Annotated in this window: 16 protein-coding genes; 15 read left to right on the forward strand and 1 reads right to left on the reverse strand. The window is 45.0% G+C overall.

Annotation, left to right across the window (positions count from 1 at the left end; genetic code table 11):
* Nucleotides 1–448: 448 nt before the first annotated feature.
* From dpaA to AA84_RS0101535, 15 genes are all read left to right on the forward strand, one after another.
* A complete protein-coding gene (gene dpaA / locus AA84_RS0101465; protein WP_028975722.1) occupies nucleotides 449–1,345 on the forward strand; it encodes a dipicolinic acid synthetase subunit A in 897 nt (298 codons plus the stop codon).
* Nucleotides 1,342–1,941 carry a dipicolinate synthase subunit B gene (gene dpaB, locus AA84_RS0101470; RefSeq protein WP_028975723.1) on the forward strand — a complete coding sequence of 200 codons (600 nt, stop codon included), beginning with the start codon at nucleotides 1,342–1,344 and terminating at the stop codon, nucleotides 1,939–1,941. The genes dpaA and dpaB overlap by 4 nt, the downstream gene beginning before the upstream one ends.
* A 144-nt stretch (nucleotides 1,942–2,085) precedes the next feature.
* Nucleotides 2,086–3,144, forward strand: a complete 1,059-nt coding sequence (locus AA84_RS0101475) for an aspartate-semialdehyde dehydrogenase (protein WP_028975724.1) — start codon at nucleotides 2,086–2,088, stop codon at nucleotides 3,142–3,144.
* Nucleotides 3,145–3,201: 57 nt separating this feature from the next.
* The gene (gene dapG / locus AA84_RS0101480; protein WP_028975725.1) at nucleotides 3,202–4,449 is read left to right on the forward strand and encodes an aspartate kinase; all 1,248 of its coding nucleotides are present in this window, start codon (nucleotides 3,202–3,204) and stop codon (nucleotides 4,447–4,449) included.
* Between the two features lie 5 nt (nucleotides 4,450–4,454).
* Complete coding sequence (dapA, locus tag AA84_RS0101485; RefSeq protein ID WP_028975726.1) at nucleotides 4,455–5,357, forward strand: 4-hydroxy-tetrahydrodipicolinate synthase; 903 nt, start codon at nucleotides 4,455–4,457, stop codon at nucleotides 5,355–5,357.
* 73 nt (nucleotides 5,358–5,430) lie between these two features.
* The gene (locus tag AA84_RS0101490) at nucleotides 5,431–6,072 is read left to right on the forward strand and encodes a pyroglutamyl-peptidase I (protein ID WP_051577734.1); all 642 of its coding nucleotides are present in this window, start codon (nucleotides 5,431–5,433) and stop codon (nucleotides 6,070–6,072) included.
* 174 nt (nucleotides 6,073–6,246) lie between these two features.
* The gene (locus tag AA84_RS0101495; RefSeq protein WP_051577739.1) at nucleotides 6,247–7,875 is read left to right on the forward strand and encodes a ribonuclease J; all 1,629 of its coding nucleotides are present in this window, start codon (nucleotides 6,247–6,249) and stop codon (nucleotides 7,873–7,875) included.
* Nucleotides 7,876–8,114: 239 nt separating this feature from the next.
* Nucleotides 8,115–10,442: a DNA translocase FtsK gene (locus tag AA84_RS0101500; protein WP_028975729.1), complete on the forward strand. Its 2,328-nt coding sequence runs from the start codon at nucleotides 8,115–8,117 to the stop codon at nucleotides 10,440–10,442.
* A gap of 19 nt (nucleotides 10,443–10,461) precedes the next feature.
* Nucleotides 10,462–11,190: an elongation factor P 5-aminopentanone reductase gene (ymfI, locus tag AA84_RS0101505; RefSeq protein ID WP_028975730.1), complete on the forward strand. Its 729-nt coding sequence runs from the start codon at nucleotides 10,462–10,464 to the stop codon at nucleotides 11,188–11,190.
* 730 nt (nucleotides 11,191–11,920) lie between these two features.
* Nucleotides 11,921–12,814: a helix-turn-helix domain-containing protein gene (locus tag AA84_RS0101510; protein WP_223362482.1), complete on the forward strand. Its 894-nt coding sequence runs from the start codon at nucleotides 11,921–11,923 to the stop codon at nucleotides 12,812–12,814.
* Nucleotides 12,815–12,909: 95 nt separating this feature from the next.
* Nucleotides 12,910–13,488 (forward strand): CDP-diacylglycerol--glycerol-3-phosphate 3-phosphatidyltransferase, encoded by a 579-nt coding sequence (pgsA, locus tag AA84_RS0101515; protein WP_028975732.1) that lies wholly within the window; start codon nucleotides 12,910–12,912, stop codon nucleotides 13,486–13,488.
* Nucleotides 13,489–13,567: 79 nt separating this feature from the next.
* Nucleotides 13,568–14,815 (forward strand): competence/damage-inducible protein A, encoded by a 1,248-nt coding sequence (locus AA84_RS0101520; protein WP_028975733.1) that lies wholly within the window; start codon nucleotides 13,568–13,570, stop codon nucleotides 14,813–14,815.
* A 95-nt stretch (nucleotides 14,816–14,910) separates the two neighbouring features.
* Entirely contained in the window at nucleotides 14,911–15,957 is a 1,047-nt protein-coding gene (recA, locus tag AA84_RS0101525) for a recombinase RecA (RefSeq protein ID WP_028975734.1), read from the forward strand.
* A gap of 647 nt (nucleotides 15,958–16,604) precedes the next feature.
* Nucleotides 16,605–18,173, forward strand: coding sequence for a ribonuclease Y (rny, locus tag AA84_RS0101530; protein WP_028975735.1), 1,569 nt, complete (start codon nucleotides 16,605–16,607; stop codon nucleotides 18,171–18,173).
* Between the two features lie 306 nt (nucleotides 18,174–18,479).
* Nucleotides 18,480–19,277, forward strand: coding sequence for a TIGR00282 family metallophosphoesterase (locus AA84_RS0101535; protein ID WP_028975736.1), 798 nt, complete (start codon nucleotides 18,480–18,482; stop codon nucleotides 19,275–19,277).
* A 120-nt stretch (nucleotides 19,278–19,397) separates the two neighbouring features.
* Here the strand turns inward: AA84_RS0101535 and AA84_RS0101540 are convergent, their stop codons facing one another.
* Nucleotides 19,398–19,658 (reverse strand): stage V sporulation protein S, encoded by a 261-nt coding sequence (locus AA84_RS0101540; RefSeq protein ID WP_010023072.1) that lies wholly within the window; start codon nucleotides 19,656–19,658, stop codon nucleotides 19,398–19,400.
* Nucleotides 19,659–19,920: the final 262 nt, after the last annotated feature.

Below are 19,920 nucleotides of genomic sequence, written 5' to 3' on the forward strand. Positions count from 1 at the left end.
GCTGGAGTGTCGTTTGTGCACAAGGTGATGAACAAAGCCCGAATGGAAGGCGGAAGTAAGGACCGGGCGCTTTTTGCCCGGTTTTTCTTACAGGTAAAGAAAGTACATGATTTTGCCCTGTTTTCAAGCCAATAGACCAGTGTCTTGGCCAAGAGTCAAAGCGGAGGTACTCTGGCGCCAGCGGGAACAGCGTGCCAGCGAGACCCCGCAGACTCGCGGTGCGCCCGCGGCAAGCGAGTAACCGAAGCGGCGATTCAGCACCGAAAAGACAGGAGACCATCATACATGGTTGGAAATTAAGGACCGGGCGTATTTTGCCCGGTTTTTCTTACCTACACGAAATGAAATCACACTACTGGGTATTCGTCATACCATAAAGTGTTGAAGGAAAATACGGCTATGCGCAAATTGAATTTTTATAGAAAATAGCCAAGCGGAGGGAACGTTGATGCTGACGAACAGACATATTGTGATCATGGGAGGGGACGCCCGGCAGATTGAAGTCATTAACAAATTAATCGCGCTTGATGCTCATCTGTCGCTTGTCGGTTTTGATCAGCTGGATCGAAATTTTAACGGTGCTTCGAAAGTCACAATGGATGAAATTAACCCTGGAACTGTTGATAGCATTATCCTACCTGTGAGCGGAACCAGTCAAGAGGGAATTGTTGAGACGACCTTCTCAAATGAAAAGGTTAAGTTGACAAAGGAATGGGTGGCAAAGACTCCGGAACATTGCGTTATTTATTCGGGAATCACAACCCGTTATTTGAATCAACTTGTCGCGGAAACCGGTCGCGGGTTAGTTAAGCTATTTGCACGAGACGATGTGGCCATCTACAATTCGATTCCTACGGTAGAAGGCACGCTGATGATGGTCATTCAAAATACTGATATCACGATACATGATGCAAATGTTATCGTCCTTGGTCTTGGACGTACCGGCATGAGCGTTGCACGCGCATTTCATGCGCTCGGTGCACATGTGAAAGTCGGTTCAAGAAATCCGGCGCAAATTGCGCGTGCGATTGAAATGGGAGTCAAAGGCTTCTACCTAAAAGACTTAGAAAAAGAAGTAGAAGACAATGAAATATGTATCAATACAATTCCTGCTTTAGTGCTGACAAGTCAAGTATTGTCGCGCATGCCTGCTAGCAGTTTTATCATGGACATTGCATCGCTCCCGGGGGGAACGGATTTCCGCTTCGCAAAAAAACGAGGAATCAAAGCAATTATAACGCCGGGGCTTCCGGGAATGGTTGCCCCCAAGACAGCGGGGCGAGTTATTGCAAATGTGCTGGCGGATCTGTTGCTCGATAATTTTTCAAAGGAGGATAAATCATGAGTCTTAAAGGCAAACATATTGGCTTTGGCATTACGGCCTCTCATTGTACCTATAGTCAAGTTGTCCCTCAGATTGAAAAACTGGTTGAAGCAGGTTGTGATGTCTCAGTATTTGTCACCTATACGGTTAAAACAACCAGTACGCGATTTGGCAAGGCAAGCGATTGGATCAGCAGGTTTGAAGATATAAGCGGAAAAAAAGTGGTTGATTCGATTGTTGAAGCGGAACCGTACGGGCCGAAAACACCACTGGATTGCATGGTTATCGCACCACTGACCGGGAACTCGATGAGCAAATTCGCCAACGCACAAACGGATTCGCCGGTCCTGATGGCCGCAAAAGCAACCTTGCGCAATGGAAGCCCTGTCGTGCTCGGCATCTCGACTAATGATGGTTTAGGGCTTAATTTACAAAATATTGCTAAATTAATTGTCGCAAAAAATATTTATTTTATTCCGTTCGGTCAAGATGATCCGATAAAAAAGCCGAATTCCCTTGTATCGCATATGGATTTGCTTGTTGAAACCGTTGAACACGCCATTCTTGGAAAACAAAATCAGCCAATCTTAGTTGAAAAATCAGCAAAAAACAAATAATACCTGCTTCTCTCTATATGTAATTGTGATAAAATAAAACTGTATTTTTCGGTAAAAAAGGACATTTTTTCGAATAGTCCTTTTCTTTAAGCCTCAAATGATAATATAATGATAGGAAAATCTATTGAGTGATATAGAGGAGAGATGGTTTTGCTTAAGTCAGAAGGTTTAAATGTGGCGGTTGTCGGCGTAACCGGTGCCGTTGGAACCCGAATGGTTCAGATGTTGGAAGGTTCGCCGCTGCCTGTGAAATCGCTTTTGCCGCTTGCATCCGCACGTTCAGCAGGAAAATCCATTACGTTTGGTGAAAAATCATGGACGATTGAGGAAGCAAAGCCTGAATCATTTGAGCATATAGATATCGCGTTATTCAGCGCAGGCGGATCTGTTTCAAAGCAACTTGCTCCTGAAGCAGCGAAACGCGGCGCAATTGTTGTCGATAATACGAGTGCGTTTCGTATGGATCCGCAGGTTCCGCTTGTCGTTCCCGAAGTGAATGAAAAGGCGTTGGCTCAGCATCATGGCATTATCGCCAATCCAAACTGTTCAACCATTCAAATGGTTGCTGCACTTGAGCCCATTCGCCAAGCCTATGGCTTAAATCGGATTATTGTCTCAACTTACCAAGCGGTGTCCGGAGCGGGAGCGAAAGCAATCGCTGAATTGGAAGAACAATCTCGTCAGGTCTTGGACGGAAAGAAACCGGAAGCAGCGATTATGCCGGTTAAAGGCGACAAAAAACATTTTCAAATGGCATTTAATGCAATTCCGCAAATTGATTTGTTCCAACCAAATGATTATACGTTTGAAGAAATGAAAATGATCAATGAAACAAAAAAAATTATGGATGATCAGGAGATCAAAGTTTCCGCGACTTGCGTGCGTGTGCCTGTAAGTATCAGTCATGGCGAGTCCGTATATATTGAAATCGACCAAACCGATGTTTCTGCATCAGATTTGAAAAAGCTGTTGGCAGATGCACCGGGAGTCATCTTGCAAGATGATCCAGCACATCAGATTTATCCAATGCCGGCTTCTGCATCGGGTAAAAAAGAGGTTTTCGTCGGTCGAATTCGCCGGGATCCTGATGTAAGCAACGGATTCCACTTATGGATTGTGTCGGACAATTTGCTGAAGGGTGCTGCTTGGAATTCGGTACAGATAGCGGAAAGACTTCTAAAACTTGGTTTAGTGAAGTTTTGATTCGTGTCGGCACAGAAATTGTTTCGAGATCTCCCTTATGCGAAAGGGTGAACAAATGTGAAAATCATTGTTCAAAAGTTTGGCGGAACATCCGTACAAACGGAACAAATGAGACAGCGTGCCGTTCAGCATGTGCGGCACGCTGTAAGCAAGGGATATAAAGTGGTTGTCGTTGTGTCGGCGATGGGACGTTCAGGCGATCCGTATGCTACGGATACTCTGCTTGGACTGGTGAGCGGTACGATGTGTTCGCCGCGCGAAAAAGATATTTTAATGTCTTGCGGTGAAACCATATCAATGGTCGTTTTCTCAAATCTTTTGAAACAAGCAGGGCTGCATTCGGAAGCGATGACAGGTGCTCAAGCCGGTTTTCGAACCAACCGCAGTTTCAATGAAGCAAAAATTGTCGAGATGAAGGTAAATTCGCTGATAAAGCGGCTAGAAACAAATGATGTGATTGTTGTTGCTGGTTTCCAAGGAAGTACAGCTGATGGCGAGATCACGACGCTCGGACGTGGAGGAAGCGACACATCGGCTGCTGCACTTGGCGCTGCACTGGACGCTGAATGGATCGATATATTCACGGATGTTGACGGCGTGATGACGGCGGATCCCCGAATTGTCAGTGACGCACGACAACTGTCGCTGCTTACTTACAATGAAGTATGCAATCTTGCCTACCAAGGAGCAAAAGTGATCCACCCTCGAGCGGTGGAGATTGCAATGACCGCCAAGGTGCCAATCCATATCCGTTCCACTCTGTCGGACGGCCTTGGGACGTTAGTGACCGCTGTGAATCGTACCGGACGGGGACAGGACTTGGCTGAACGACCAGTAACGGGGATTACCTATGTACGAAACGTGACCCAAATCCGTGTGCGTGCAGGCAAAAATGAGTATGATTTGCAGGCTAAGGTTTTCAAGACAATGGCAGAAAACGGCATCAGTGTCGATCTTATTAACATTAGTCCTAGCGGTGTTGTTTACACAGTGAGTGCAGAAACTACGGAACGCGCGGTACGTGTGCTTCGTGCAAAAGGCCATGTTCCTGAAGTACAGACCGGCTGTGCAAAAGTTTCAGCGGTCGGTGCCGGAATGGCCGGTGAACCTGGAGTGGCCTCACGAATCGTCAATGCATTAACGGAGCGAGGCATCCGGATTTTACAATCGGCCGACTCGCACAATACGATTTGGGTTTTGGTAAAGCAAACGAAGATGAATGAAGCGGTTAATGCGCTTCACAAAGCATTCCATCTAGAAAATGAAAAAGACGGATCAGCTTTGCAACATCCGAAACAGGAGTGAGAAAAATGGATTTTGGGCGATTATTGACAGCCATGGTCACCCCTTTTGATAAAAACGGAAAAGTGGATTTACATCAAACAACCGTGCTTTTAGAGCACTTAATAAAAACCGGTTCAGATGGGGTTGTGGTGGCCGGTACAACGGGAGAATCACCAACGTTGTCCCATGATGAAAAATTAGCTTTATTTGAGCATGTCGTTCGGGTTGTGGACGGGAGAATTAAAGTAATCGTCGGTACCGGCGGGAATAATACAGAGTTGTCTGTAGCATTTTCGAAAGAGGCGGCGAACTTAGGTGTCGACGCAATTATGGCTGTTGCACCATTCTATAATAAACCGAATCAAGCAGGAATCTATGCACACTATAAAGCGATTGCCGATCAGGTGGCCGTTCCTGTCGTTATCTACAATATCCCAAGCCGATCGAAAGTAAACATTGACGCAGAAACAATTATTAAACTATCGAAAATCGATAATGTTGTGGCGGTTAAAGAAGCAAGCGGGAATTTAGATCAAATGGCTGAAATTATTAACGGTACGGATGATCAATTCCATCTTTATAGCGGGGATGATGGATTGACGCTGCCTATTCTATCGATTGGCGGGCATGGCGTAATTTCGGTCGCGTCGCATGTGATTGCTCCAGAAATGAAACAGATGATGGAGGATTATAGTCAGGGACGGGTTAAAGAGGCGGCTGCAAAACATCGAATGATGCTCCCGTTAATGCGCGAATTGTTCGCTGCACCGAGTCCTTCTCCAGTGAAAGCGCTTCTTAATCATCTTGGGCTTCGCGTTGGCGGTGTTCGACTGCCAATGGTTGCACTGACAGATCAAGAGCTTGAGTCATTGCTGAATGTCTATCATGCATTTAAGAAAAGTTCTCGTTTAGGTATTACAAATAAATGAAAATGAAAAAAAGGTGAGAAGGCGGATAAATCCGCTTAAATCGCCTTTTTATTTTTTACTGGAGGAATTGGAAATGAGAGTATTGTTGAGCGGTTTCGCGCCATTTGGAGGAAGCAAGTGGAATGCTTCGTGGGAAGCGGTAAGGCGTTTGGATGGGATGCAGACGGGGGAATCAATTGAGCTTTTTGCCACCAAATTGCCCGTGACTTACAATGAAGCAGCAGAACGTCTTCTGGCATCAGCACGTGTCATTTGTCCGGATATTATTATTGCAGTCGGACAAGCAGGCGGCCGCAAAGCAATTACACCGGAATGTTTTGCAGTGAACAGAATTCATTCGGAAAGACCGGATAACGACGGAGTCATTATAAAAGAACAGAGAATTAGTGAAAACGGTCCTCAGCGTTATGCATCCGACTTGCCGTTGAATGAGATCGTCAGCGCGATACAACACATGAATATTCCGGCTGAACTTTCGGAAGATGCCGGCACCTTTGTTTGCAATCATGTTTTTTACAACCTGATGCATGGATTGCAAAAATTCGAGAAACCGATTATCGGCGGCTTTATTCATGTGCCCTATTTATCGGAACAAATTAAAAATAGTGAATCACCAAGTCTCCATATTGAGCAGTTGACTGAAGCAATGCGGATAGCAGCGGTTGAGTCTGCACACGATTTGCTTAATCAAACAAAATTATGCGAAACAAAGTAATGCAATGATGCGATCCGTATTCGGAATCATTGCGAAATAATTGTACTTTAGTAGAGGTATTGGGTATAATAAAGGCAATGATTAGTTCGGGTCAATAGCGATGACTGCTCAACTTTATAGGAGGAATGCCCATTGAAGCATGCTAAGAAGAAAGACAGCGTGAAAATTTATGCAATGGGCGGCGTTGGTGAAATTGGAAATAATATGACGGTCATTGAAGTTGAAAATGACATTTATATTATTGATGCAGGATTGATGCATCCACATGAAGATATGCTTGGCGTCGATACTGTAATACCGGATGTTTCGTATTTAGTCGAACGGAGTGATCAGATTAAGGGGATTTATCTGACACACGGACACCAAGCGAACATTGGTGGACTCCCGTATTTGTTGCGAAAACTGAGAGTTCCGGTTTATGGAACACGTTTTACACTTGCATTGGTTTGGGAAAGTCTTCGACGAGTCGGTGTTAGTTTCCCGAAGGATTTATTCCGTACCGTTAATCCGGACAAGCGCATTAAAACAGGACACTGTGTCATTGACTGTTTCAGAACTTATCACAGTGTGCCGGATTCAATCGGTTATGCAATCCAAACGGCACAAGGTTATATTGTGCATACAGGGGACTACAAATTTGACTTTACCCCAGTTGGAGGCGTTCGAACCGATGTCAGTAAAATCTCCGAATTTGGAGACAAAGGCGTTCTGTGCTTGCTTTCCGACAGTAAACGTGCGGAATTGCCGGGCAAAACCCCATCCGATTCGATCATCGGTGATAAGCTGAATCATATTCTTTATTCTGCGGAAGGACGCGTGATTGTCACGATTCACGCGACCAATATATACCGTATTCAGCAGTTCTTTGATGCCTGTGACCATCATAATCGCAAAGTAGCGATTGATGGAAAATATCTAGAACGGGTCATTTCAATCGCTGCACGCGAGGGATTTTTGAAAATACCGCAGCATCTTTTATTGAATTGGGAGAAATCGCTAAAATGCCCGGTTCAAGAACTTGCGATTTTATCAAGCGGTTCTGACGGCGATCCTTTGACACCTATGTCAAATCTTGCCGATCATCTTCATAAAAAATTGAGACTCAAAGAAAATGATCTGATTATCTATGCTGCATCACAAACCCCAAGTAATGAGAAAGCTGTAACGAATGCCATTGACCGTTTAATGAGTCAAGGTGCACGTGTAGTATTTGGCAAAGACGTCCATGTTTCAGGGCACGGGTCAGAAGAAGATATTAAATTGATGCTTCAATTGACGCGACCGAAGTATGTGATCCCCATTGGTGGCGAATTCAAAATGATGAAAGCTCATCAGGAAATTGCTGAATCAATGGGCGTGCAGCCAAGCCACGTTTTTTTGCTGGATAAAGGCGATGTTGTCGAGTTCAGCAAAGGTGCAGCACGGTCAGCGGATTCAGTGCCGGCGGGCCAATTGCTGGTTGACGGACTCGGAGTCGGTGATGTAGGAAATATTGTTTTAAGAGATCGCCGTCTCCTTTCTCAAGACGGAACAGTGATTGTTGTCGTTACCTTGGGACGTAGAACGAAAAGAATCCTTGCAGGGCCGGAAATCATTACGCGCGGATTTGTCTATGTGCGCGAATCAGAAGATCTTTTAGATCAAGCTAATCATATCGTTTCCAATGTGTTGTCTAAATCGCTTACACAACATGTATCTGAATGGTCATCGCTAAAAAGCGGAATTAGAGATTCGCTCAGTCGCTACTTTTTTGATAAAACCAAACGCCGTCCAATGATATTGCCAATTATCATGGAATTTTAAAACCAGGTTTGCAGCATTGAATGAGCCCCCTAAAGTTGGACGATAAAAATTCAACTTTAGGGGGCTTTATGTTGAACCAATCGTTAACTGATTTTAAGACGCAGGGCTCTGGATGGTGTGAAGGAGACGCATGGATCGCCTACGATCGTCTTTTGCTAAAAACAGACATATAGAGTAAATTAAAAATAGCAAGTACGACACAGAGATTCTATGAGAATGAAATGAGGAGCAGGGGAATCATGGCAAAGAAGAAACGAAGCAAGAAAAAAACGCGCACAAGCATTGGTTGGAAGACCACGCTGATTTATGAGATCGGCGGACTATGTATGTTTGCGTTAACCTGCATAGGGATTAGCAGCTTGGGTGCAGCTGGTGAAGTGATTAAAGAAGCTGCACGTCTCTTCACCGGAAATCTGTGGGTACTCTTCCTGCTTTTTTTCCTTGTGCTCTCCGTTTATTATGTGCTGTTTCGCAAACAACCAGAGTTTTTTACAAGAAGACTATGCGGCATTTATTTATTGATGTTTACCATGCTTTTAATCAGTCATGTTCGTTTATTTGAGGCGCTTTCTACGGTTAACACTTGGCAAAACCGTTCAGTCATTGTCAATACATTTCTGCTTTTTAAAGGCGAATTATCCGGGGCAATTCCTAGTCAAGGACTTGGCGGCGGCTTAATTGGTGCGATTGGCTTTGCCTTTTTTTATTATCTTTTTTCTACAACAGGAACCTACTTTATGACGTTCTTTTTGTTTCTTGTATCCGCAATCCTGATTACGGGACATTCAATTGGATCATTCGTCCGAAAAATCGTTGACGGATTTCTTCACTCAATAAAAACGAGTGCTGCACATTGGACAAGCTCATTTAAAACATTTTCAGATAATCGGGCAAAAAAGAAAAAAATGAAGGCGGATGAGAAACAACAGAACGAAACAAACAATGAGAAACCGCCTGTCGACGCGCCGCCGCTACATGAATCTGAGAGGGCGCCAGAGCCGGAGATCCATGATTTCAATGAAACGGCAATGAATCAAACAGAACAAATGTCGGCAGAAGAATTACTGTCACCGTCTGAGAAGAGCGATGAAGACATCCAGGCGCCTGATTTTTCACAAATGCCCGTAGAGAATGAAGACTATCAGTTGCCGCCCCTGTCGCTCCTGCGCATGCCGGGAAATAACGCACAGAAAAGCGAACGTAGCCATATCGCTGAAAATGTGCGCACATTGGAACGGACGTTTGAGAGTTTCGGTGTACGTGCGACGGTTAAAGAGGTGCATTTAGGTCCGGCGGTCACGCGTTATGAGGTCTATCCTGAGGCGGGTGTTAAGGTTAGCCGCATCCTCAACTTGAGTGATGACCTCGCGCTAGCGCTTGCCGCCAAGGATATTCGTATTGAAGCGCCAATCCCCGGAAAATCAGCAGTCGGCATCGAGGTCCCAAATCAGGAAGTGGCGATGGTCTGTCTTCGTGAGGTGCTGGAGTCATCCAATGCAAAGCGTGCCGCATCCAAACTGACCATTGGGCTTGGACGCGATATTTCCGGAGAACCGATACTTGCCGATTTAAATCGTATGCCACACTTGCTTGTTGCCGGGGCAACCGGCAGCGGAAAAAGTGTTTGCATCAATGGGATTATTATTACCTTGCTCATGCGAACAAAACCGAGTGAAGTGAAGCTGTTTATGATTGATCCGAAAATGGTTGAATTGAATGTATACAATGGGATTCCGCACTTATTAACGCCGGTCGTTACGGACCCTGCAAAAGCTGCACTGGGCTTGAAAAATGTTCTTGGTGAAATGGAACGGCGCTATGAGCTGTTTTCTGAAAGCGGGACGCGCAATTTGGAGAGCTATAATGAGGCGGTGCGCAAATTCAACAAGGAACATGAAGAAAAGCAACCGCTTATGCCCTATATTGTTGTCATTATTGACGAACTTGCCGATCTGATGATGGTTGCATCGAAAGACGTGGAAGAAACGGTGACCAGACTGGCACAAATGGCGCGGGCAGCAGGGATTCATTTAATTATTGCAACGCAGCGGCCATCGGTCGACATCATTACGGGCGTAATTAAAGCAAACATTCCTTCCCGGATTGCCTTTAGCGTTTCATCAATGATGGATTCCCGAACAATCCTGGATTCAGGAGGTGCTGAGAAATTGCTGGGAAAAGGCGATATGCTTTTCCTTCCAATCGGCGCTTCAAAGCCCGTGCGGATACAAGGTGCTTTTTTGTCGGATCAGGAAGTTGAAGCTGTGGTTCACCATGTCGTTGGGCAACAAAAAGCAAACTATCAACAAGATATGATTCCGGCAGATCAGCCGGAACAAGCGCATAACGACGTGGACGATGCGCTTTATGACGATGCCGTTCAGCTTGTTGTCAACATGCAGACGGCAAGCGTCTCAATGCTTCAGCGACGCTTCCGAATCGGCTATACACGTGCTGCACGATTAATTGACGCAATGGAAGAACGGCATGTCGTCGGTCCCTATGAGGGAAGTAAGCCGCGCACGGTGCTCGTGCCAAAACAAAGCGACGAAGTGAGCGGAAGATGAAGGAAACGGAGTGATGACCATGAACACGCTGTTAATCACGGGTGCCAGTGGGGCCATTGGCAGCGCGGCAGCCCGTGCGCTAGCTGCATCGGGTTCCTCATTGTATTTGCATTATTATTCCTCAAAAGAGAAAGCGGAAGAACTTCAGCAGGAGCTGAGAGAAAGGTTTCCAAATCAGGCTTTTCTTCTCGTTTGTGCGGATCTTTCGGATGAAAAAGGTCCGGAATGCTTGATGGCACAACTTGACCAACCAATTGACGGCGTTGTCTACGCAAGCGGGAATAGTGAGATTAACTTGTTTCAGGATGTTGCCAATGAAGTGATTAAACAAACCATTCAACTTCAGCTAACCAGTCCATTTCGATTACTTCAACAACTGATTAAGCCGATGATTCATAACAAAAGGGGACAGATCCTTATGGTTTCATCCATCTGGGGTCTGGAAGGTGCGGCAACAGAAGTGCTTTATTCCATGGTCAAAGGCGGTCAGAATGCCTTTGTAAAGGCATTGGCCAAGGAAGCGGCTCCAAGCGGGATCTCGGTAAACGCTGTTGCGCCGGGTGCGGTGGACACGCCAATGATGGATGTGTTCTCTGAAGAAGACCTCAAACGGGTTGAGGATGAGATTCCGATGGGGCGAATGGCCAAACCGCAAGAAGTTGCGTCGCTCATCAATTTTTTAATGAGTCCTTCTGCTGAATACATTAATGGCCAAATCATATCGATAAATGGTGCATGGTACTGTTAGTCATTTGTATGGCCTAAAAATAGGGGAACATCAGCCGTTTGAGGCTTACTGTCAATCAAAATCCATGCGCATAATGTATGGAAATTTATTCTTCTGCTTTTTAATGGATCTTATCGTTAAAAGTGCTAAGTTATGATAATATTAATAGTGAACAGCGTATGGATTATCAGAGATGTCTAAAAAGGGATTCAAAAGATTTTACGTTACAACAGTTCACATTGAACTGGGCTGGACCGATTTAGGGGCCATCTTAGTCGTGCTCATAAGATCTGTGGCGCGTCTAGATGCTGCTTCCATGGGATTCGGTTCGAACGTGACTGAAAAATTATCTCAAGGTATCCGGTGTTAGGCCTGGTAGTTAGGATTTTTTCCCTTCCAACGGCAAAATAGGGTATCTTGATTACGAAATACATATAATTAGGCAATGCACGCTAGAAAAGGGAGCTTTCCTATATCTCCAGATCGTGTTGCACATAGAGAAAAAGAGGGATTCAGTGCAAGTTTGACAATCGAAATGATGGTTTCGCACGTAAGAAAGTGAATGCAGCTCCGTTTATCCGTTGTTTGGATAAGAAAAATCTCGAAGATCGTTGGATTCGAATGGTTTGCATTGATGATGAGCAATCATGCTTAAACCGAACGGACATGGCCGATTGATCGATTTGATGGATGATGAGCGGACACGGTAGCCGAATTCGAGCTTATCGCTTTATTTAATTTCTATTGGCAGGTGTTAGTTTTGAGTGAACTTGGTCAAGAACTGAAGACAGCCCGAGAACAGAAAGGTTTATCCTTTGATGATCTCCAAAAGATAACAAAAATTCAAAAACGCTACCTTGAAGCAATTGAGAAGGGTGATTACAGCCAGCTTCCAGGAGAGTTTTATACGCGAGCTTTTATCAAGAGTTATGCTGAGTCGGTGGGCTTAGACTTTAAAAGCCTGGCGGAACAGTATCCGGGTGATATGCCAAAGGTTGAGCGTCAGCATATCGAAACGCGTGTAACGCCTCCGGATGGCAGCGAAAATGAACAGGCACCAAAAAAGCTTCGCCGCAGTGCAGTGCGGGTGAATAATTGGTCATCACTGATCAATAAAGCAATTATTGTTGTTTTTGTTTTAATTGGTGTGATGATTATCTACATCCTAGTGACACAGTTCGCCGGACATCAGCCGACTTCGCCATCCGACCAGAACAATACGAACTCGGTACAATATAAAGCGGACAGTACTTCTCAAAGCAGTTCGAAGTCACATACATCGGATTCCTCATCAACTGAATCTTCGGACACGTCTTCAGAACAAACTTTGAAAAAGGATAAACAAGAAGGCAACATAACCACCTATACACTATCTGGAACGGAGAAATTTGATGTAGTCGTTACGGCTGCTACAGCTAATCAAGCTTGGTTTCAGGCAAAAGACAATCAAACGGGACAAACTATTGCAGAGGGAACTGCATCAAAAACGGGGCAAGAATCGTATCACTTTGATGCCTCCAAAGTACAGTCGTTGTCACTGAAATTTGGCAATGCACCAGGTACAGAGTTGAAGATTAATGGAAAAAAAGTTGCTATCCCGTCTCAGAGCACGGTGCAAACCATGATCATTAATTTCAGCAAATGATTTATTCATCATGAGCCGGCCGATAAAGGCGGCTCACTTTTTTTGAGTGTAAGACTGTTTTTATCATGAGATGACGATGAAGGGATGACCGATCGATGAATATCGCGAATAAATTAACTGTTGCACGAATGATTATGATTCCTGTCTTTTTAATTCTGCTGCTTGTACCGATGCCGCTTGGGGCGATTGATTCCGGAAATTATCATCTTTCGGTTGCCCAGCTGCTTGCTGCGGTTATTTTCATGCTTGCTTCGTTTACAGATTGGTTGGATGGGCAACTGGCGCGCAAATATCATTTGGTCACCAATTTTGGAAAATTACTGGATCCACTTGCGGATAAATTGCTTGTTATGAGCGCTTTTGTCGCTTTTGTCGGTATCGGAAGAATGGCTTCTTGGATGGTCATTCTTATCTTGGCACGAGAATTTGCCGTAACAGGTTTGCGACTGGTTGCCGTTGAAGAAGGTGAAGTCATTGCGGCAAGTAAAATTGCAAAATGGAAGACTTTCTCACAAATGGTCGCCATTATTCTCTTTTTATTCAATAATGTTCCTTTTGGTATCCATGGATTTCCACTTGACCAGATCATTCTCTGGATCGCTGTGTTCCTGACCGTCTTTTCCGGAGTGGATTATTTTTATAAAAATCGTGAACTTGTTTTTCGATCGAAATAACTTGCGCAAGCAGGTATCTGTGTTTGATAATAAATAAGAGATTACGAGTTGCGAAAAACAAGGATAGGGGTTCTTGCTCATGAATGCGGAAATCATTGCGGTCGGTTCTGAACTTTTACTCGGGCAAATTGCCAATACGAACGCGCAGTTTATTTCGGAACAGCTCGCCGCACTTGGCGTCGATGTTTTCTTTCATACCGTATGCGGCGACAATGAGGCGCGCATGATCGATGTCATCAAAAATGCGGAGAACAGGGCGGACCTGCTCATTTTTACCGGCGGATTGGGCCCAACGAAGGACGACTTAACGAAGGAGACTGTTGCGCGTGTTCTCGGACGCAAGCTCGTCACGGATCAGGCGGCCATGGACAGTATTGTTCACTACTTTCAAGTCACCGGACGTGAAATGACTGAAAATAATAAAAAGCAGGCACTGATTATTGACGGAAGCCATGTGCTGCCTAATCGTCATGGGATGGCGCCAGGCATGATTGTTGACACAAAAAAGCATATCTATCTTTTGATGCCCGGCGTACCTTCAGAAATGAAACCGATGTTTCTTGATTTCGCACGCGGCTGGTTGTCCACACATAATGAAGAACATATTCAATCTCGTGTTCTGCGCTTTTTTGGGATCGGCGAATCTCAATTGGAAACAAAAATCCTTGATTTAATCGATGCCCAGTCAAATCCGACGATTGCGCCGTTGGCAAAGGAAAGCGAAGTCACGTTGCGGTTGACGGCGAAACATGCCCGGAAAGATGCAGCAGAGGCAATGCTTGACCAAATCGAGGCTAAAATCGCTGCTCGTGTTGGTGTCTATCTTTATGGATATGATGATGATTCACTTCCGCAAATTGTGTTTCAACTGATGCGTAATCAGAAGAAAACGATTGCTTTTGCTGAAAGTCTGACCGGGGGGATGGCTGCCGATTGGCTGGCGGCTTACCCTGGCGCTTCTTCTGTGTTGAACGGCGGCGTGGTCTGCTATACAAATCAAGTGAAGAATCAAGTGCTTCATGTACCTGAATCCATTCTTAATACGGACGGCGCGGTCAGTGCTGCTTGTGCGGAAAAAATGGCTTCTTCAGTCAGAATACTTTGCGATGCTGATCTTGGGTTGTCTTTTACGGGCGTTGCGGGGCCCGATAAGAGTGAAGGAAAAGCAGTTGGAACCGTATATATCGGACTGTCCGATCAGGAAGGAACTCAGAGCTATCGGTTTCAATTTAATGGATCACGGCGTAAAATTAGAATTCAATCAACAAAAACCGGTTATGACCTTGTAAGAAGACACTTGCAGAAGCTTCCAAATTTAAATCATTAAAAAAAGGGCGAATAAACATTCGCTAGAACACTTGTGCTTATCCTTGAAAAAATGTATGATGATAAAAAGAATGTTGAAGGAGATGAATCGCGGTTATGGCTGAAAAAAATGAACGCAAGGCAGCACTAGACAGCGCACTTCGCCAGATTGAAAAGCAGTTTGGTAAAGGATCAATTATGAGATTAGGAGAACGGCCGGAACAGCGTGTATCGACAGTATCGAGCGGTTCCTTGGCTTTAGATATAGCAATGGGTGTCGGCGGTTATCCGCGCGGCCGCATCATTGAAATTTACGGACCTGAATCTTCAGGTAAAACAACGGTTGCGCTACATGCGATTGCTGAAGCGCAGCAGAGTGGTGGACAAGCTGCTTTTATCGATGCAGAACATGCACTTGATCCGGTCTACGCAGAACATTTAGGCGTAAACATTGACGAACTGCTCCTTTCCCAGCCTGATACAGGGGAACAGGCCCTCGAAATTGCAGAAGCACTTGTTCGAAGCGGAGCAGTGGACATTATTGTCGTCGATTCGGTGGCTGCCTTAGTACCAAAGGCCGAAATTGAAGGCGAAATGGGCGATTCGCATGTTGGGCTTCAAGCACGTCTTATGTCGCAAGCGCTAAGAAAGCTGTCCGGCGCAATCAGCAAATCAAAAACAACGGCAATTTTCATTAATCAGATTCGTGAGAAAGTCGGCGTTATGTTTGGAAACCCTGAAACGACGCCGGGTGGACGCGCGCTTAAGTTTTATGCGTCTGTTCGTCTTGAAGTACGCCGCGCAGAAACGTTGAAAATTGGTAATGATATTGTCGGAAACAGGGCACGTATTAAAGTTGTCAAGAACAAGGTAGCACCTCCGTTTAAACAAGCGGAAGTTGATATTATGTACGGACAAGGAATCTCTCAAGAGGGTGAAATTCTGGACATTGGTTCAGACCTTGATATCGTTGAAAAGAGCGGGTCCTGGTATTCCTACAATAAAGAACGCCTTGGCCAAGGGCGCGAAAATGCTAAGCTTTACTTGAAAGAAAATGAACCGGTTAAAGAAGATATTAAACATCAAATTCGTGTTCACTATCATCTGGATGAGACGGCGGATGAAACTGCCGATGAAGCAGCAACGCTTCCAACCAAAGAATAAACAACTTGCTTAAACGAGTGCCGGTTTCAGGCACTTTTTTTACAGGTCAGGTAAGGAAAGTACAAGATTTGGCCCCGTCTTCAAACCCATAGACCCATGTCTTGACCGAGAATCAAAGCGGAGGTACTCTGGCGCCTGCGGGATCGCGCTTAGTTGATGCGTGCCAACGAGACCCCGCAGATTCCTGACTGTCTGAGGAGGCTCGTGGTGCGCCCACGCGACAAGTGAGCAGCTGCAGTGCCCGTCAGTCAGGTACAAAATTGACGGTTTATAACCGCGTCCTGCGGAAGTAATAGCCTGATTTTCTTACCTGTGATCTTTGTTATGTTATCTCAAAATGAATCCACTGCACGGATTCCAAATGCGCAAGGTTGACAACCTAAATGGGCAATTATACAATGATCTTGTAACTAAAAAGTTACTATTTACTTGATTATGTAAACTTTTCGCATGAAAATGCTTAAAAGAACGACAAAGAGAGTGAGCTAAGTTTCCATTTTCCTTTCAAGCGGTTCGTACTGTTTGAAAATTGTATGGGAATATCAAGTGAAAAACCTCTTACCTATCGTTTCTCTGTTAAGCATCATTCAAAAGGAAACGTATCTGCTTTACCTAATGACGATATGGAAAAGCAAGGAGGTGAAATGATGACATTCACGATTGTTGTGATCATCTCCATTGCGCTACTGATCTCTGTCGTTTGTCTGTTTGTTGGCTATTACATCCGAAAGAACATTGCCGAGGCGAAAATTGCGTCTGCTGAGACTGCAGCACACCAGATCGTTGAGGATGCTCATCGAGATGCAGAATCCTTAAAAAAGGAAGCACTCCTGGAAGCGAAGGACGAAATTCATACGCTCAGAAATCAAACCGAAAACGAAGCGCGTGATCGGCGTAATGAGCTCCAGAGGTTGGAAAACCGTCTCGTGCAGAAAGAAGATCTGCTCGATCGAAAAAGTGAATCTCTCGATAATAAAGAAAGATCATTGGAAAAAAGGGAGGAAACGCTTAGCAAGAAACGTCGACAAATTGAAGAGATGGAAAGCAAAGTGGAGGAAGCACTGCATAAACAGCAGTCTGAACTGGAACGGATTTCCGGTTTGACCAATGATGAGGCGAAAGAGCTTATCTTGAATCAAGTCAAACAGGAAACTGCTCATGAGGCTGCACAACTCGCTAAAGACATCGAATCGAAAGCGAAAGAAGATGCAGAAAAAAAGGCGAAGAGCATCCTTTCTCTAGCTATTCAGCGTTGTGCTGCTGATCATGTAACTGAAACAACGGTTTCGGTTGTGAATCTTCCGAATGATGAGATGAAGGGCCGGATTATCGGGCGCGAAGGGCGTAACATTCGAACACTGGAAACCTTAACGGGTATTGATTTAATTATCGATGATACACCGGAAGCAGTTATCCTATCAGGATTCGACCCGATTCGACGTGAGGTTGCGCGCATTGCCTTGGAAAAGCTTGTTCAAGACGGACGCATTCATCCGGCTCGTATTGAGGAAATGGTCGAGAAGGCACGCCATGAGGTTGATGAGAAGATTCGTGATTATGGTGAACAAAGCACTTTCGAAGTCGGCGTTCATAGCCTGCATCCGGATCTGATCAAGATTCTCGGACGACTGCATTATCGCACCAGCTATGGTCAGAATGTACTGAAGCACTCAATGGAAGTTGCTTTCCTCTCAGGAATGATGGCAGCTGAGCTGGGTGAAGATGAGAATCTGGCAAGACGGGCCGGTTTATTGCATGACATTGGCAAAGCGATTGATCATGAGGTCGAAGGCAGTCATGTTGAAATCGGTGTTGAATTGGCACAAAAATACAAAGAACACCCGGTTGTCATTAACAGCATTGCTTCACACCATGGAGATACTGAAGCGACATCGATCATTTCGGTACTCGTAGCGGCTGCTGACGCGCTGTCTGCGGCACGGCCTGGAGCTCGTCGAGAAACGCTTGAAGCCTATATTCACCGCCTTGAAAAATTAGAAGAAATTTCTGAATCATTTGAGGGTGTTGAAAAATCGTATGCGATTCAGGCTGGACGCGAAATACGAATTATTGTTCAACCGGATCTTGTCGATGATGCGAAATCGTTTCAATTGGCTCGTGATATCACGAAGAAAATTGAAAATGAACTCGATTATCCGGGCAATATCAAAGTAACGGTCATTCGCGAGACCCGCGCTGTAGAATATGCAAAATGAAAGAGGCGGCAGATTGCCGCCTCTTTTATAGGTTAGAAAAGTACAAGATTGGAAGTAGGAACTTTCGCTAAGTGCACATACCTCCTGTTGCAACGCGAAAACCACCGCATCCTGCGGTAGTACCCAATAGACCAGTGTCTTGGCTAAGAATCAAAGCGGAGGTACTCTGGCGCCCGCGGCAAGCGGTGATTCAGCACCGAAAAGACACGAGCCCCTCACATATGGCTGGAGATAAAGGACTAAGCACAGCTTGGTTTTTCTCAATCAAAAAAGATAAGGTTTTACTAGAAGAAAAGAGCGTGAATGATGAAATTATTATTTGTTGGCGACGTGTATGGACGAACCGGTAGGCAAATGATTGAGGACTACCTACCGAAATTGAAGAATAAGTTTCAACCAACCGTAACCATTGTAAATGCAGAAAATGCAGCACATGGCAAAGGCTTAACGAAAAAAATCTATCATAAGCTGCTTGAGGCGGGAGCAGATATGCTGACGATGGGCAACCATACTTGGGATAACCGCGAAATTTTAGAATTTGTTGATGAGGCAAAACAGCTGGTCCGACCGGCTAATTTTCCCGAAGGTACTCCAGGAACAGGAATTCGTTACATTCATCTGCCGCACAATCGTCAGGTGGCGGTCATTAATCTTCAAGGACGCGTTTTTCTTCCCGCGCTCGATGATCCGTTCCGTATCGCAGACGAACTGATTGACGAAGCACGTAAGAAAACGCCGATCATCTTTGTTGATATGCATGCGGAAACGACCAGTGAAAAACTCGCGCTCGGCTGGTATCTAGATGGCAGGATCTCGGCAATTGTAGGAACACATACCCATGTCCAGACAGCCGATGAGCGCATATTTCCACAAGGCACAGCCTATCTTACCGATGTCGGGATGACCGGTCCGTATAATGGAATTATTGGCGTGCAGCGTGCAGCAGTAACCAAACGCTTTGTTACGGCAATGCCGGTCCGGTTTGAGAGTGAAGAGGGTGCGGGTCAGCTTGGCGCGGTCCTCATTCAGATTGATGATAAAACAGGAAAAGCAACTGACATTAAACGCCTATTAATTAATGACGATCATTTATTTTTTGACTAAATACCTGTACGAAAGAAACATCAAAGGCACAAATGAAAAAGCATGCAATGCTGCATGCTTTTTTCTATGGGCATAAACAGATTGTGTGCTTCATGAAAAATAAGTCATGAGCTGAGCGGTCTATCTAGACTCAATAATTAGCTTAATCGCCGTCCGTTCCTCGCCATCGATCAGAATATCCGTAAACGCAGGAATGCAGATTAAATCGAGCCCGCTAGGAGCAACAAATCCCCTGGCAATGGCAACCGCCTTTACTGCTTGATTTAATGCTCCTGCGCCAATCGCCTGTATTTCTGCTGATTTTTGTTCCCTCATTGCATGTGCAAGGGCACCAGCAACAGAGTTAGGTACAGATCTTGCTGAAACTTTTAACACGTCCATTTCCGAATGTCATCTCCTTATGAGGATTGCCCATAAATTACTATATTCTTGAAGAAGATGACTATGCCAGTTTTAAAACGTTGTTGCTGCTGCTTACCGTGCTTCCGGCTGTGATTCTTTTTAACTGTCTCGGTGAAACAGGCCGTAGCTTTGCGTGTGCGCAACTTTAACACCCAGAGGGAAAGTCATTCGATTGAGCGTGCTAAGTCAGTTTAACGTATAAAACGCTTACATTTATATGTTATAATAAAGAAGGAGATCA

It is taken from the genome of Sporolactobacillus terrae DSM 11697 (assembly GCF_000648615.1).
Lineage (GTDB): Bacteria > Bacillota > Bacilli > Bacillales > Sporolactobacillaceae > Sporolactobacillus > Sporolactobacillus terrae.

Excerpts from the sequence above, each read along its gene's own strand:
- dpaA (WP_028975722.1), top strand. The coding sequence starts at position 449 with ATGCTGACGAACAGACATATTGTGATCATGGGAGGGGACGCCCGGCAG.
- dpaB (WP_028975723.1), top strand. The coding sequence starts at position 1,342 with ATGAGTCTTAAAGGCAAACATATTGGCTTTGGCATTACGGCCTCTCAT.
- AA84_RS0101475 (WP_028975724.1), top strand. The coding sequence starts at position 2,086 with ATGGTTTTGCTTAAGTCAGAAGGTTTAAATGTGGCGGTTGTCGGCGTA.
- dapA (WP_028975726.1), top strand. The coding sequence starts at position 4,455 with ATGGATTTTGGGCGATTATTGACAGCCATGGTCACCCCTTTTGATAAA.
- AA84_RS0101490 (WP_051577734.1), top strand. The coding sequence starts at position 5,431 with ATGAGAGTATTGTTGAGCGGTTTCGCGCCATTTGGAGGAAGCAAGTGG.
- AA84_RS0101495 (WP_051577739.1), top strand. The coding sequence starts at position 6,247 with ATGGGCGGCGTTGGTGAAATTGGAAATAATATGACGGTCATTGAAGTT.
- AA84_RS0101500 (WP_028975729.1), top strand. The coding sequence starts at position 8,115 with ATGGCAAAGAAGAAACGAAGCAAGAAAAAAACGCGCACAAGCATTGGT.
- ymfI (WP_028975730.1), top strand. The coding sequence starts at position 10,462 with ATGAACACGCTGTTAATCACGGGTGCCAGTGGGGCCATTGGCAGCGCG.
- pgsA (WP_028975732.1), top strand. The coding sequence starts at position 12,910 with ATGAATATCGCGAATAAATTAACTGTTGCACGAATGATTATGATTCCT.
- AA84_RS0101520 (WP_028975733.1), top strand. The coding sequence starts at position 13,568 with ATGAATGCGGAAATCATTGCGGTCGGTTCTGAACTTTTACTCGGGCAA.
- recA (WP_028975734.1), top strand. The coding sequence starts at position 14,911 with ATGGCTGAAAAAAATGAACGCAAGGCAGCACTAGACAGCGCACTTCGC.
- rny (WP_028975735.1), top strand. The coding sequence starts at position 16,605 with ATGACATTCACGATTGTTGTGATCATCTCCATTGCGCTACTGATCTCT.
- AA84_RS0101535 (WP_028975736.1), top strand. The coding sequence starts at position 18,480 with ATGAAATTATTATTTGTTGGCGACGTGTATGGACGAACCGGTAGGCAA.
- AA84_RS0101540 (WP_010023072.1), bottom strand. The coding sequence starts at position 19,658 with ATGGACGTGTTAAAAGTTTCAGCAAGATCTGTACCTAACTCTGTTGCT.